The 13,021-nt window shown below is 69.5% G+C and carries 16 protein-coding genes and 2 pseudogenes; 10 read left to right on the forward strand and 8 right to left on the reverse strand.

All coding sequences use genetic code 11. The annotated features are described in order from the left end of the window. Nucleotides 1-11: 11 nt before the first annotated feature. Nucleotides 12-758 carry a TMEM165/GDT1 family protein gene (locus ESO89_RS04955; RefSeq protein WP_128904558.1) on the forward strand — a complete coding sequence of 249 codons (747 nt, stop codon included), beginning with the start codon at nt 12-14 and terminating at the stop codon, nt 756-758. Between the two features lie 22 nt (nt 759-780). Here the strand turns inward: ESO89_RS04955 and rnhB are convergent, their stop codons facing one another. The 3 genes from rnhB to ESO89_RS04970 all read right to left on the reverse strand — a co-directional run bounded on the left by rnhB (nt 781) and on the right by ESO89_RS04970 (nt 3,681). After that, a complete protein-coding gene (gene rnhB / locus ESO89_RS04960; RefSeq protein ID WP_128904559.1) occupies nt 781-1,491 on the reverse strand; it encodes a ribonuclease HII in 711 nt (236 codons plus the stop codon). 71 nt (nt 1,492-1,562) lie between these two features. Beyond that, nucleotides 1,563-1,934, reverse strand: coding sequence for a 30S ribosomal protein S8e (locus ESO89_RS04965; protein WP_128904560.1), 372 nt, complete (start codon nt 1,932-1,934; stop codon nt 1,563-1,565). Nucleotides 1,935-2,046: 112 nt separating this feature from the next. After that, the gene (locus tag ESO89_RS04970; protein ID WP_128904561.1) at nt 2,047-3,681 is read right to left on the reverse strand and encodes a potassium channel family protein; all 1,635 of its coding nucleotides are present in this window, start codon (nt 3,679-3,681) and stop codon (nt 2,047-2,049) included. A gap of 100 nt (nt 3,682-3,781) precedes the next feature. Here ESO89_RS04970 and ESO89_RS04975 point away from each other — a divergent pair, with 100 nt between their 5' ends. The 4 genes from ESO89_RS04975 to ESO89_RS04990 all read left to right on the forward strand — a co-directional run bounded on the left by ESO89_RS04975 (nt 3,782) and on the right by ESO89_RS04990 (nt 5,859). Next, nucleotides 3,782-4,165: an ArsR/SmtB family transcription factor gene (locus ESO89_RS04975; protein WP_128904562.1), complete on the forward strand. Its 384-nt coding sequence runs from the start codon at nt 3,782-3,784 to the stop codon at nt 4,163-4,165. Next, nucleotides 4,162-4,440: a DUF7521 family protein gene (locus ESO89_RS04980; protein ID WP_128904563.1), complete on the forward strand. Its 279-nt coding sequence runs from the start codon at nt 4,162-4,164 to the stop codon at nt 4,438-4,440. The genes ESO89_RS04975 and ESO89_RS04980 overlap by 4 nt, the downstream gene beginning before the upstream one ends. 93 nt (nt 4,441-4,533) lie before the next feature. After that, nucleotides 4,534-5,235, forward strand: coding sequence for a helix-turn-helix domain-containing protein (locus tag ESO89_RS04985; protein ID WP_128904564.1), 702 nt, complete (start codon nt 4,534-4,536; stop codon nt 5,233-5,235). A 78-nt stretch (nt 5,236-5,313) separates the two neighbouring features. After that, on the forward strand, nt 5,314-5,859 hold the full coding sequence (locus ESO89_RS04990; RefSeq protein WP_128904565.1) for a DUF1684 domain-containing protein: 546 nt from the start codon (nt 5,314-5,316) through the stop codon (nt 5,857-5,859). Nucleotides 5,860-5,870: 11 nt separating this feature from the next. Here ESO89_RS04990 and ESO89_RS04995 read toward each other — a convergent pair. Beyond that, nucleotides 5,871-6,422 (reverse strand): annotated as a pseudogene (locus ESO89_RS04995) (hypothetical protein); the annotation flags it as partial. Here ESO89_RS04995 and ESO89_RS05000 point away from each other — a divergent pair. From ESO89_RS05000 to ESO89_RS05015, 4 genes and pseudogenes are all read left to right on the forward strand, one after another. Beyond that, a pseudogene (locus ESO89_RS05000) lies at nt 6,321-6,800 on the forward strand (succinylglutamate desuccinylase/aspartoacylase family protein); the annotation flags it as partial. The pseudogenes ESO89_RS04995 and ESO89_RS05000 sit on opposite strands and share 102 nt — an antisense overlap. Before the next feature lie 80 nt (nt 6,801-6,880). Then, nucleotides 6,881-7,738: a TatD family hydrolase gene (locus ESO89_RS05005; RefSeq protein ID WP_128904566.1), complete on the forward strand. Its 858-nt coding sequence runs from the start codon at nt 6,881-6,883 to the stop codon at nt 7,736-7,738. 135 nt (nt 7,739-7,873) lie between these two features. Then, nucleotides 7,874-8,455: a DUF2150 family protein gene (locus tag ESO89_RS05010; protein ID WP_128904567.1), complete on the forward strand. Its 582-nt coding sequence runs from the start codon at nt 7,874-7,876 to the stop codon at nt 8,453-8,455. A gap of 133 nt (nt 8,456-8,588) precedes the next feature. Then, nucleotides 8,589-9,071, forward strand: a complete 483-nt coding sequence (locus ESO89_RS05015; RefSeq protein WP_128904568.1) for a DUF456 family protein — start codon at nt 8,589-8,591, stop codon at nt 9,069-9,071. Between the two features lie 31 nt (nt 9,072-9,102). Here the strand turns inward: ESO89_RS05015 and ESO89_RS05020 are convergent, their stop codons facing one another. The 4 genes from ESO89_RS05020 to ESO89_RS05035 form a co-directional block, all read right to left on the reverse strand. Then, nucleotides 9,103-9,918, reverse strand: coding sequence for a DUF63 family protein (locus ESO89_RS05020; protein ID WP_128904569.1), 816 nt, complete (start codon nt 9,916-9,918; stop codon nt 9,103-9,105). Then, nucleotides 9,918-10,367 (reverse strand): universal stress protein, encoded by a 450-nt coding sequence (locus ESO89_RS05025; protein ID WP_128904570.1) that lies wholly within the window; start codon nt 10,365-10,367, stop codon nt 9,918-9,920. Before ESO89_RS05025 ends, ESO89_RS05020 begins: the two co-directional genes overlap by 1 nt. A 97-nt stretch (nt 10,368-10,464) precedes the next feature. Beyond that, a complete protein-coding gene (locus tag ESO89_RS05030; RefSeq protein ID WP_128904571.1) occupies nt 10,465-11,385 on the reverse strand; it encodes a DNA adenine methylase in 921 nt (306 codons plus the stop codon). Nucleotides 11,386-11,499: 114 nt separating this feature from the next. Continuing rightward, the gene (locus ESO89_RS05035) at nt 11,500-11,802 is read right to left on the reverse strand and encodes a DUF7344 domain-containing protein (protein WP_128904572.1); all 303 of its coding nucleotides are present in this window, start codon (nt 11,800-11,802) and stop codon (nt 11,500-11,502) included. Between the two features lie 591 nt (nt 11,803-12,393). On the opposite strand from ESO89_RS05035, the gene ESO89_RS05040 reads away from it, so the two are divergent. Beyond that, on the forward strand, nt 12,394-12,693 hold the full coding sequence (locus tag ESO89_RS05040; protein WP_241686119.1) for a hypothetical protein: 300 nt from the start codon (nt 12,394-12,396) through the stop codon (nt 12,691-12,693). Nucleotides 12,694-13,021: the final 328 nt, after the last annotated feature.

The following is a 13,021-nucleotide window of genomic DNA, read 5'->3' on the forward strand; positions in this document are numbered from 1 at the left end:
GAGGGACCGGCGTGACCGCCTACGCCGAGATCGTCGTCGTCGCGTTCGTCGCCCAGCTCGCGGTGCTGCCGGGAGAGAAAGTGCAGTTCATGATCGCCGCGCTGTCGACGCGGTACGACCCGAAGGTGGTCGTCGCCGCCGCGAGCTCGGCGTTCGCCGGCTGGACGGCGGTAGAGATCGCCTTCGGCCAAGCGCTGCAGTCGGCGCTCCCCGGCGTCGTGCTCGACGCCGCGACCGCGACGCTGTTCTTCGTCTTCGCGTACCTGCTGTACCGGTCGATGCCGGATCGGGAATCGAAGCGGATCGCGTCCGACGACGCCGACGGCGACTCGGAGGCGGCCGAGTCGGAGCCCGAGCCGAACGACGCGACCCTCGACGCGCTGGAGTCGGTGACGTTTCCGGGACCGCTCGACCGATACGCCGGCTCGTTCGGGGGGTTCCTGCCGATCTTCGTGCTCACCGCCACCGGCGAGTTCGGCGACAAGACCCAGCTCGTGACGATCGGGCTGGCGGTCCAGTACGGCGCGACCTCCGCCATCTGGCTGGGCGAGATGCTGGCGATCGTTCCTGTCAGCCTCGCGAACGCGTACTTCTTCCACACCTTCGCCCACCGATTCGATATGCGGCGGGCGCACCTCGCGTCCGCCGCGCTGTTCGCCTTCTTCGGCGCCGACACCGTGCTCTCCATCGTCGCCGGGGTCTCCGTCTGGGAAGCGTTCATCGAGGCCGTGAGCGCGGCGGCGTCCGGGCTGGTGTAGACCGGAGGGCGCTCCTCGGACGCTAGAACTCGTCTAACCCGGACTGCTCGGCGGCCGCCAACACGTCGTCGCAGGTCGCCCACGAGCGCCGCGCGCAGTCGGGCACGTCGCCGTGGTCGTCGACGTACGCTCGGAGGAACTCTCGCGTCGCCGGATCGCTCGGATAGCCGCTGCCGAGCCCGTCGTACCCGGGGTAGTCCGCGTCGATCGCCGCCATTCGCTCGTCGCGGGCCACCTTCGCGACGACGCTCGCGGCGCCGACCACCGGGTCGTCCTCGTCTGCGCCGTGGGAGGCCGACACGTCGACGGCGGGGAGATCGGTGTCGCCGTCGCCGGCGTCAGCGTCCGGATCGGCGACGAACTCGCCGAGCCGCCGAGCGAACCGCGCCTCGCTGGTGTCGCCCGCATCGGCGACGACGCGGACGGGCTCGTCGGTGTCGACGCCGATATCGCCGTCGAGCGCGGCCCGGACCGCCCGCGCCTGTCCGCGCACGGTGAGCGTGTTCATGTCCGTGTCCGGCCGGTCGATCTCGGCTAGCTCGACGAACGCGACGCCGACGCCGACGGCGTCGGTTCCCCGGATCGCGGCGTCGATCGACTCGCGGCGCGACGGAGCGATCCGCTTCGAGTCGCCCGCGTCGGCCGGGAGAGCCGCCGGGTCGGCGAGCACCGCCGCGGCGACCATCGGTCCGAGCACGGGACCCTTGCCGGCCTCGTCGACGCCGAGGTACACGCGTCGCTCGTCGGTTCGAACGGGTAAATAGGTTCAGAAAGCGGTCGGCCGCGCGGCGGACCGGGAGCCGCTCAGTCGATGAGGACCGCGTTGACCTGCCCGGTCTGGCCGGGACGGGAGGTGACGCGGGCGCGCCCCGCGGACGTCTCGATGACGGCGCCCTTGGTGACGATGTTTCGGCGGGCGTAGTTGACGTTGGAGGGGTTGTCGACGACGTTCTCGATGTCGGCCTCGCTGACCTCGTCGCCGTCGGCGACCTGCGCGACGTTCATCGAGAGCGCGCGGACCTTCTTCTCGGTGCCGCGGGAGTCGATGTACTGGACCCGCGTCTCGCCGACCGTGGTCTCGGCGGGCTCGCGGCCGAGCTGGTGGCGCTTCTTGTTCGAGGCGTGCTTGAGTCGGCCGCCGGTCCGCTTGCGCGTGGAGCGTCCCTGGTCTTTCATACAGGAACGAACAGCCAGCGAATACTTGAAGCGTTCGACTCGCACCGGCGTCCGGGCCGTCGAGACCGGCGGCAAGCCGGGCAGAACGCCCCGACCCACCGTCACGCGGCGATCAGGTGAACCGTCCCTCGAACTCTCGTATTCCCTCGTCGGTGCCGACGACGACCAGCTCGTCGTCCGGGGCGATCCGCGTGTCGGGGCCGATCTCCGTCACGGTCTCGCCGTCGCGCTCGATCGCGATGACGGTGCAGCCGGTCGTCTCCCGAACGTTCGCTCGTCCGATCGTCCGCCCGGAGAGCCGGGGGACGCGACTCCTGACGACCTCGATCTGCTGGGTGAGCGAGAGCACGTCGCGGTCCTCGATAACGGTCGAGGCGGAGAGCCGCCCGGTGACGGTCGCGAGCGAGAGCACGTAGTCGGCGCCCGCCCGGTGCATCTTCCGGACGCTCGCGGCCTCCTCGACGCGGGCGAGCACCTGCGTGTTCGGCGCCAGGTCGCGGACCACGAGCGTCGTGAACTCCGTCGTGGTGTCGTCGGGCAGCGCGAGCACGACCGTCTGCGCCGCCTCGACACCGGCGGCACGCAGCGTCTCCGGGTCGGTCGCGTCGCCGACCACGTCGACCCCCTCGGCGTCCTCTCGGTCGACGACCGTGACGGGCAGGTCGGCGTCCGCGACCGCCTCGGCGACGGTCCGACCGACCTGCCCGTACCCGACGACCACGGTCTCGCCGGCGCCGAACCGCCGCGTGGCGGAGTTCGTCAGTTCGACGAGCCGCTCCAGCTGGTCCGACCGCCCGGAGACGAGCAGGACCGTCCCGGCCGACAGCGTCGCGTCCGGCGGGGGCGCCGCGTCGAACTCGCCGTTGAACCACGCCCCGATCACGTTGACGCCGGCGCGCTCGCGGATCCCGCTGTCGGCGAGCGTCGAGCCGGCGAGCCGGCTGCCGTGCGGCACCGACACCTCCGCCAGTCGCAGGGAGTCGCCGATAGCGACCGCCTCGCCGAGGTCGGTCTGGAGCACGGTCGTCACCTTCGCGGCGAGGCTCTCGCCGAGCAGCGACCGCGGTGAGAGCACCTCGTCCGCGCCGGCGAGCCGGTGGTATCGCTCGCGATCGGGGTCCTCCACGACGCTGATGACGCGCACGTCGGGCGACAGTTCCTTCGCGGCGAGCACGATGCTCGCGTCGACCTGATCGGAGACGTCGGTCACCAGCGCCCGCGCGTCGGCGAGGTTCGCGGCCGCCAGCCCCGTCGTCGACTCCGGATCCGCGCGGATCACGGTCCGACCCGCCTCGCGGAGCCGCACCGCCCGGTCGTGGTCCGGTTCGACGATCACGTAGGGGATCTCTCGGGAGTCGAACTCCTCGATGAGCGCCGCCGACCGCGGGGTGTCCGAACAGACGACGACGTGACCGGACAGGTCCTCGTCCAGCGACCGGGGGACGCTCGTCGCGAACGCCTCCTCCAAGAGCGGCGTCACCACGACCGGCAGGGCGCCGATCAGAAGCATCATGCCGACCAGATCCATCACCGCGATGAACGCGTTCAGCTGCTGGCTCTCCCACGGCGCGTCCCCGCCGAACCCGGTGGTGGTGAACATCTCGACCGAGAAGCGCAGCGCCTCGATCATCGTGCGGGGGTCGCCCTCGTACACCCGCATCCCGTAGCGGTAGACGACCGCCGTGAAGATCAACACGAAGAGGACGAACGCCGAGTAGCCGGCGACCCGCCGCTTCCACGAGTCCATCTCCTCCGGGTACGCCACCCACCCACAAAAACGGGGCGCGTTCTCCGGTGTCGCGAGCGGAAGTTCGATGCTTTAAGTCCCGGCGGTCGAACGGGCACGTATGGTGCGGGACCCGTCGCGCGAGGAGAGTCCGCCGCCGGTCGACGACGTGCTGGACGCGCTCGCAGACGACGACGCACGGCGGATCGTGTCAGCACTCGCCGAGCCGAAGACGGCCAGCGACATCTCGGAGGAGTGCGACATCCCCCTGTCGACGACCTACCGGAAGCTGGAGCTGCTCACCGAGGCGTCCCTGCTGTCGGAGTCGACGGACATCCGCCGCGACGGGCAACACACGACCCGCTACTCGGTCTCGTTCGAGACGGTCACCGTCTCGATCGACGAGGAGGACGACCGCGAGTTCGAGGTCGAGTTCACTCGCCCGGAACGCACCCGGGACGAACGACTGGCCGACCTGTGGTCGGAGCTCCGCGAGGAAACATGAATACGTACATCAACCTGTTCGTCATCGTCGCAAAGACCGCCATCCTGGTGCTCGGTGGCAGCATCACCTACTACGCGCTCCGGGCGTACGGTCGGACCGGCAGCCCCTCGCTGCGCGCGCTCGGTATCGGCTTCGGCATCGTCACCGTCGGTGCGCTGATCGGCGGCGTCTCCCACCAGATCATCGGATCGAGTCTGGCCGTCGGGATCGCGATCAACAGCCTGCTGACCGCGATCGGGTTCGGCGTCATCGTCTACTCGTTGACGGTGGAGTAGCGTCGCCCGACACCGTTCTCCCGATCCGCTGTCGACGTTCGACGAACCCCGCTTTCGGTAGTCTTTTGCGGCGCTCGGTCGTCGGATCGGGTCATGAGCGACGCACGCGAAGAACTCTCCCGCCGGATCGCCGGCGAGATAACGCTCAGCGACGACCCCGGAGCGACCCTCCGGAAGTGGCGGACCGACTTCGACGTCTCCCAGACGGAACTGGCCGACCAGCTCGACGTCTCCTCGTCGGTCGTCTCGGACTACGAGAGCGGGCGCCGCGAGAGCCCGGGGATCGGGGTCGTCCGGCGGACCGTCGAGGGGCTCCTGGACATCGACGAGCGGCGCGGCGGCGGGCGGCTCCGCCAGTACGCGCGGGTGCTCTCCGCCGGCTTCGAGAGCGACATCGTCCACGACCTCCGGGAGTACTCGACGGCGGTCCCCTTAGAGGAGTTCTACGAGGCGATGGGCGCGACGGAGATCGTGCGCGGCGAACAGGACCACGTCAACGGCCACACCGTCATCAACTCGATCGAGGCGATCACCCGCCTGTCGAGCGAGGAGTTCTACCGGCTGTACGGGCAGTCGACGAACCGCGCGCTCGTGTTCACGCGCGTCACGCGCGGCGAGTCGCCGCTGGTCGCGCTGCGGGTCGTGAGCCCGACGCCGAACGCGGTCGTGCTCCACGGGATCGAGGACGGCGACCTGTGGGACCACGCCGCCGACCTCGCGCGCGTCGACGGGTTCTCGCTGGCGACCTCGACCCGCGATCTGGACGAGTGTCTCACCGACCTGCAGGCGCTGTGAGCGATTCTCGCTGGTGATCCGGGGTAGGTTCGCCCCGAGACCGCGACCCTGAAACCCCCGGCGGCCCTCGCCGCGGACATGAGCGACGACTACGCCGAACGCCTCCGCGCGAACCGCCGCGAGAAGGACGAGTTCTTCGCCGAGCACCCGCAGTCGCCGATCCCGCCCGAGGACCGCGACGACTTCGACGGGCTCGACTACTTCGAGCCGAACCCCGACTACCGGGTCGAGGCGACCGTCACCGTCCACGACGACCCCGAACCGGTCGAGATGGAGACCACCGCGAGCAACCCGGTTCGGTACCTCCGGGTCGTCACCTTCGCGTTCGAACTCCGCGGCGAGGAACACACTCTCGCGGGCTACCGGCAGGAGGGCGACGACGGGGCCATCTTCGTCCCGTTTCGCGACAAGACGACCGGCCAGCAGACGTATCACAACGGGCGGTACATGGAGCTTGAGCCGGACGGCGAACTCGCCGACGGCGACGCGGTGACGATCGACTTCAACCTCGCGTACAGTCCCTTCTGCGCCTACAGCGAGACGTTCTCCTGCCCGCTCCCGCCCGAAGAGAACTGGCTGGAGATCGTCGTCCCCGCCGGCGAGAAGGCGCCGGACGTCGAGTAGTCGTCCGGCCGCTACTCCTCTTCGAGTATCTCGCCCGCCTCGTCGCGCTCGGCCTCCTCCACGTCGGCGCGCTTCCGGACGTCGACCCGGTAGTCGGTGAGGATGTCGCGGCCGAGGAGCAGCGGGTACTCCATGTGTCCGCGGTCCTCGACGCTCGCGGTGACGGTGTGCTGGTTGCCGCCGATGCCGATGACGAGGTCGACGCCGGCGTAGTCGAGCCCCATCACCTCGGCGGCGTACAGCGCGGTCTCGGCGGCCTCCTGTGGCATGTCGTCGGTGGCGTCCTCGGGCGCGTAGCGGTACATCGAGCCGACGATCTCGTCGCCGACGACGTACACCCGCAGATCGCGGTGTTTCTCGTCGTCGCGGTCGATGAGCCGCTGGAGGAACGCCTGCCGGTTCCCCACCTTCGGGTTCACCCGCTCCGTGAGGTCCACCTTCCACGTCCCGCCGCCGTGGGTGCCGATCGCCGTCTTGTACACGCCGACCTCGCCGAAGCGCTCGCACCCCTCGTTGAGGCGGTCGTTGGACAGCGCGAGCAGCGCGTCCGGCACGCGGACATGCTCCACGTCCGCGGCGACATGACCGACGACGGGGTCCACCGCCTCGCGCTGGCGTTCGGCTCCAACGTGATCGTCGCCGGCGCGGGCGAGAAGACGTGGCTCCGGGCCGACTCCGGCGGGATCGTCGACACCCACTTCGAGAGCGGCTCGCTCGTCCGCGAGGGCGAGCGGATCGCGACGATCACCAACCCGTTCAAGGAGGACGCGGTCGGGGTCGAGGCGCCCTTCACCGGGCTGCTGATCGGCCTCCTGGAGAACCCGGTCGTCTACCCGGGGAACCCGCTGTGTCACCTCGTCGAGATCGACGAGTCGACCCGACGGGCGATCGAGACCGGAAGCGCCCCGGAGCCCGTGGGCCGTCCGAACGCTGCGGAGTGAGGCCGATCGCCCGCCCGGCCCGTCTCCTCGCGAGAGGACTCCGCCGTTCCTTATAGTGCGGACCGCCACGTCCCTCACGCATGACCGACGATCTCGACACGCCGGTGCTCGACGACCACCTCCACCTCGATCCGCGTCACGGCCGCGGGATCGACGCGGTCGAGGAGTTCGTCCGGCTCGGCGGCACCCACCTGCTCGTGGTGAACAAGCCGTCGTGGCACCTCGGCGTCGAGCCCGACGAACCCGCCGACTTCCGCCCCGTCTTCGAGGAGACGCTCGACGCGGTTGCGGCCGCGAACGAGGTACTCCCGGGGCGCGCGTGGCCGGTGCTCGGCGTCCACCCGGGCCTGATCAGCCGGCTCGTCGACGAGCGGGGGTTCTCGCCCGTGGACGCCCGCGACCTGATGTGCGGCGGGCTGGAGGTCGCGAGCGAGTTCGTCGCCGACGGCGACGCGCTCGCGCTGAAGTCGGGGCGCCCGCACTACGACGTGAGCGACGCGGTCTGGGACGCCTCGAACGCCGTGACCCGGCGCGCGTTCGAGCTTGGCGCCGCCCTCGACTGCGCCGTCCAACTGCACACGGAGGCCAGCGAGGACCTCACCGATCTGGCCGACGCCGCCGAGGAGGTCGGCCTCGACCCGACGAACGTCGTGAAACACTACGCGGAGGGCGAACTGGCGGGGCCGACCCCGAGCGTGATGAGCGAGAAGGACCGGTTGGAGCGCGCGGCAACGTCGGGCGAGCCGTTCCTGATGGAGACCGACTTCGTCGACGATCCCGAGAAGCCGGGGATGGTACTCGGCCCGAAGACCGTCCCGCGCCGCGTCCGCTGGCTGCTGGAGGAGGGGTACGACGACGCGGTCCGCACCGCTCACGTCGAGACCCCCCGCGCAGTCTACGGGATCGACACCGAGGCGACGCTGGATCGAGAGGTCTGAGTCGCGACCTGAGCGCGGCGCCTGAGCGCGACGCCCGAGCTCGACGCCCGAATCCCGCCGTCGAGCGGGTGAGACGCCGTCTCGCGCGACGATCGATAGGAAAGGCATTTGAGTAGTCCGGGCGACGTACGGGACATGACCGACGACGACGCCGTCGAAACCTTCTATACCGACGAACGGTGGCAGAACTGGCTCGACCGGCTCGAAGAGGAGGATCTGGACCCCGAGAACGAGGACTCCGCGCGGCTCCTGTTGAACCTCCAAGACGACGCCGCGATCGCGATCGTGAAGGTGCTCGCCGCGCTCGACGACGGGCGCATCGACGAGGACCGTGCGGTCGAGGAGATCCACTCCGTCCGCGACATCGTGCTCGCCGACGTGGAGTTCGACGACGAGGACAAGGTCATGCTGATCGACGGCGTCCAGACCTCGCTCGTCCCCGTCTTCTACGCGGCCGAGGAGTACGTCGTCGGCGGCGTCGTCGACGGCGACGTGAGCGAGTTCGTGCGCGCGGCCGCCGACGCCGAAGCCGAGGACGACCTCGACGCCGCGCTCGGCTACGTCGTGCAGGCCGGCACCCGCATCATCGACGGCGAGGAACTCGACATCGACCTCGTCGAGGACCTAGAGTACGGGCTCGTCTCCGAGTGGGTCAACGGGCTCGACTCCCTCCAGTCGGCCATCGAGGACCCGGAAGTCGTCGAAGAAGAGGACTGAGGGCGGCGGTCGGTTCGGCTTCGCTTCTCCGGGTTCCTCCCGTCTCGAAGAGCCGCCGCGCCGTCGAACCGACGCGGCGGCCGACGGCCCGCCCGAGGTGAACCGTTTTGAACCCGTGCGGCGATGGTCGCGTATGCCTTTCTCCGCGGCCGGAATCGCGATCGCGTTACTGGTCGTCTGGACGGCCAGTTCGTTCGTCCCGTTCGTACCGAGCGGCGTCCTCGCGGCGCTGACCGTCGTCGGCTACGCGTACTCCACGGGATTCACCGAGCCGGGCCTCGTCGCTCTGCTCGCGCTCGTTCTCGTCTCGCTTCTGGCGTCCGCGGCGGAACCGGCGTCGGGGATGGTCTCCGGGAGACTCGGAGGCGCGTCGGCGCGGAGCGTCGCCGTCGGCACCCTCGTGGGTATCGCGTTGCTCTTCGTGGTAGGCCCGGTCGGCCTCGTCGTCGGGGTCGGCGGAACCGTGTTCCTCGAAAGCCTCTCCGAGAACGCTGCCGAGCCGCGTGTCGCCCTCCGACGGTCGGTCTACGCGGTGATCGGCGTCTTCGCCGGCTCGTTCGTCCAGGCGGTCCTGTTGGCCGGCGTCGCCGTCGGATTCGCGCTCGCGGTCCTCTAAAGCCGGAACCCCGTCGCGAGCGTCCGGTCGCTCACGCCGCCACGGCGAACAGGAGCAGGTTGTGGGCCGCGGGACCGAGCCCCATCGCCGCGACGAACCCCAAGAGCAGGTACCCCTCGGCGGGCGTCTCCCGGACGTACCCAGCGAACAGCCAGACGACGGCGCTCGCGACCGCGAGCTTCACGAGCAGGAACAGCCCTCCCTCCCCGATCACCGGGAGCGACGGGAGTCCGCCGATCTCGAGCAGGACCCGCGAGAGCGGCGTGCGCTCGCCGAAGCCGAGGTGGGTCGTCCCGACCGCGGTCGAGACGCCGTCGAGCGCGTGGCCGAACACCGCGAGGGCGCCGACGCCGCCGGTGACCGCGGTCTCGGGCCGGATTCGGTTCAGGCCGACCCACGCGGCGCCGGCGATCGGGAGGGTGAGCGCGAGCGCGATCGTCGACCAGCGCGCGCCCGCCGGCGAGAACCCGGTCGAGAGCGCGACCGCGACGACCGGGGCGAGGCAGAGCGCGCCGGCGAGCGCGAGGGCTTCCGCCACCCGATCCGGGCGGGCGGCGTCGGCGGCGAGCCACGCCGCGCCCGCCAGCGACCCCACCGTGAGGTAGACGGTCGGCGAGCCGGCGAATGGGGAGAGGCGGGGCGGGAGCGCGTCGACGACGTAGAGGACGTGCGCCGCCGAGCCGAGCGCCATCCACGGCGCGAGCGCGAACACGCGGCGACCGGTGACCCGCGGGCGCCGCCGGCGGAGCGTGGCGACGACTCCACCGGTCGCGAGCAGGACGACGAGGAGGTACGGCGCGGGCGGGAGGGTCGTTCCCGCCGGGAGGAAGGGGAGACCGTCGGCCATTAGACGGACAGCACGGGCTGGCTGGCGTACAGGAGGACGTACTCGGCCGCCTTCCCGAGCACCTCGCCGGGGTCCCCGGAGACGGGCTCGCGCGGGACGACGATGAAGTCGGACTCGATCTCCTCGGCGGTGTCGAGGACGACGCTTCCGGGGTGGACCGTCTTCACCGTCGTGGAGTACCCGTAGGCGATGGAGTTGCTGTGGGAGACGCCGGCCGCCTCCGCGCGCCGCGCCACGGAGTCGGTGAACGCCTCGGTGTCGTCGGCCACGTCGGTCTCGTCGACCACGCCGTGGTCGATGGCGCGGACCACGTCCTCGTCGAGCACGTACAGGGCGTGGACGCTCGCGCCGTACTCGTCGGCGACGGCGATCGCGTAGTCGACCGCCTCGTGGGACTCCTCGCTGCCGTCCACCGACACGAGGACGAGGTCGATATCGAGATCGGTCATACGCGAGTCGTCGGCGGGGGAGGGCAAAAAGCCCGCCCTCTGCGGTCGGTCCTGCGTCGCGGCGAGCGACGAGGCCGGAGACTGAGGTCGCTAGCCCTCAGAACTCCGCGAGGTCGCGCTGTCCGGCCTCGCGTCGCTCGGCCGGCGGCACGTTGGTAGCGACGATCTCGTCGACCTCGTCGCGGTTCCCCGCGTCGCTGTTGATCGCGCGGGTCGCACCCTCGATCTCGACGCGGAACCCCGCCTCCGCGTACGGCTCGTCCATCACGCCGCTGTTGCTGAGGACGACCCACACGCCCGCCTCGTCAAGTTCGACCGCCACGTCGAGCAGCCGACGCTGGTCCTCGCGGTCGAACCCCTCGGCGCTGTACTCGTTGAAGCTCGCGGTCGCGCTCATGGGCTCGTAGGGGGGATCGAAGTAGACCAGATCGCCCGGCGCCGCGGCGTCGAGGACGTACGCGAAGTCGCCGTTCCGGATCGTCGCGTCCGCGAGCGCGTCGCTCGCCAGTCGGACCCGGTCGCGCTGGACCCAGTCGGGGTTCGCGTACCGGCCGACGGGGACGTTGAACCCACCGTCGGCGTTCTCGCGGTAGAGCCCGTTGTAACAGGTGCGGTTGAGGTACAACAGCAGCGCGGCCTCCTCCAGCGGGTCGAACTCGCCCTCGTACGGCCGCCTGTTGAACCGCGCGCGCTGCTGGTAGTAGTAGCTCTCCACGTCGCGGCCGCGGGCGGTCTCCTCGGCGTACGGGAAGGCGGGGTCCGGGTCGGCGTCGGGGTCGTCGAACGACTCCAGCCGCTCGATCAGCGCCTCGGGGTCGTCGCGCACCCGTTCGTAGAAGTTCACCAGCCGCGGGTTCGCGTCGTTGAGCGTCGCGTTCGGCGGTTCGAGGTCGAAGAACACCGCGCCGCCGCCGAGGAACGGCTCGTGGTAGCGACCGTACGTCGCCGGGAACCGGGCGTACAGCTCGTCGAGGAGCTGCCGCTTCCCGCCGGCCCACTTCAGTATCGGCTCGGCCATGCGATGTCTGGGGTCGCCCGCCGCGGCGTATAAACGTCTCGGGCGTGGCTCGCGGACCCGTCGGGCGCGGCTCGCAGGGGCTCCGGCGGCGGACGCGACCCCCTGTCGGCGGGCTCAGTCTTCTTCGGGCTCTTCGTTGAGGTCGGGGAGGTCGGCGACGTGCTCGGCCGCCTCCTCGAAGTTCGGTCCGGGCTCGATCGTCCCCGTCTCCCGGTCCCACTCGATGTACCCGGCCTCCTCCAGGGCGGGGAGGTGGGTCTCGCGGAGTTCGGCGGCGATCTCGTCCGCCCGGCCGCGGACCCGCAGGTCCCCGACCGTCTCCACCGCCCCGTCCGCGAGCCCGGCGATGACCCGACGGCGGTCCGGGACCGCGACCGGCTCCGTCCGTGGGAAGGGTGTGTCGTGTGTCGTCGGCATCGTTTGTTCGTCTCTCCAATACGTACCGGACCGGAATAAAAGTGAGGGCGCCGACATCGGTCGCGTTAAGTTAAGCAGAAACGCAGGACGGCGAGAGTATTCCGCGAGTTGGGGGAAACCAATTTATACACTCAAGATAGGTAGTAACTCCGGGAGAAACAGGATCTGCCTTCTCAGTTCTCCTTCCCGTTGATCGTCAGAACACGATCAGCTACAACATTCTAGAACACTTCAGCAAAATCGCATGACGGCAGCCATATTGATACTAACTTAACGCGACCCCGACATCGAGATCGGACGAGTCACCACGACAGGGGGCCGACCACCACGGCGGCCCGACATCCGTCCACGTCCCGCTCTCCTCCTCCTCCTCCTCTTCTCCCAGAACTACTAGATATATTATGAGTGTACGAATAAGTACCATGGTAAGAATTACACGGCATTAACGGCCGTTTTAGTTCCCTCCTAGAGTAGCTGTGTGTTACCAGTTCTCAAAACATATCTGAGATATGAAAGGTATATGCCTGACGAGAACGTACGGGGAACCATCTTTCTACAAGCAGGGAATCCCGGCCTTTAGGCCGGGAGGGAATGCGATACGGTACTGACCAACCACTGCAACCGAAACACGGTCTCTCGGCCGACGGCCGACGCCCGAGGGCGACCGACTCGCTCGACGGCGGCGCCCGCGCCTCGCTCGCGTTCCTCGCGTTTCTGGGGCTGGCGGTCCTCGTGGCCTCGTACCCGCTCGTCTCGCTCGGCGTCCTGACCGGCGTCGTCGCGCTCGTCGCCCTGTCGCGTTCGATCGCCCGCCACGTCGACCGCGAGACTGTCGGCCGCGTCAGCCTGCCGGGAGTTGGCACCGTCGAGTACCGCTTTACCCGCAGCTAACGACGCCTCGATACCGAACGGACGGACGAACACCCGGTTTTTGGCCCTGCTGAAACCCTCTTCTTCGGACAGCATTTGCCCGGCACAGCCGGTCGCTGCGGATGGTTTCTTGATCGAGTGCGGGAGTACGTGAATCACTGTGTCGGATCGGTTATTTATAAATGATCGAGTGGTGTTGCTGTCGGCTGTGTATCGGTGATCGACGGCTCTGCGGCGACGACCTCCAAAGCCCCAGCCGCGCTCGGCTCCCACAGCTCGCTGCGCTCCTCAGTCGCTCGCGTTGCTCGCTCCTTGCGGTACTTACGTCGCTGGGGTTCGCCGAGCGCGG

It is taken from the genome of Halorubrum amylolyticum (genome assembly GCF_004114995.1).
Classification (GTDB): Archaea; Halobacteriota; Halobacteria; order Halobacteriales; family Haloferacaceae; genus Halorubrum; species Halorubrum amylolyticum.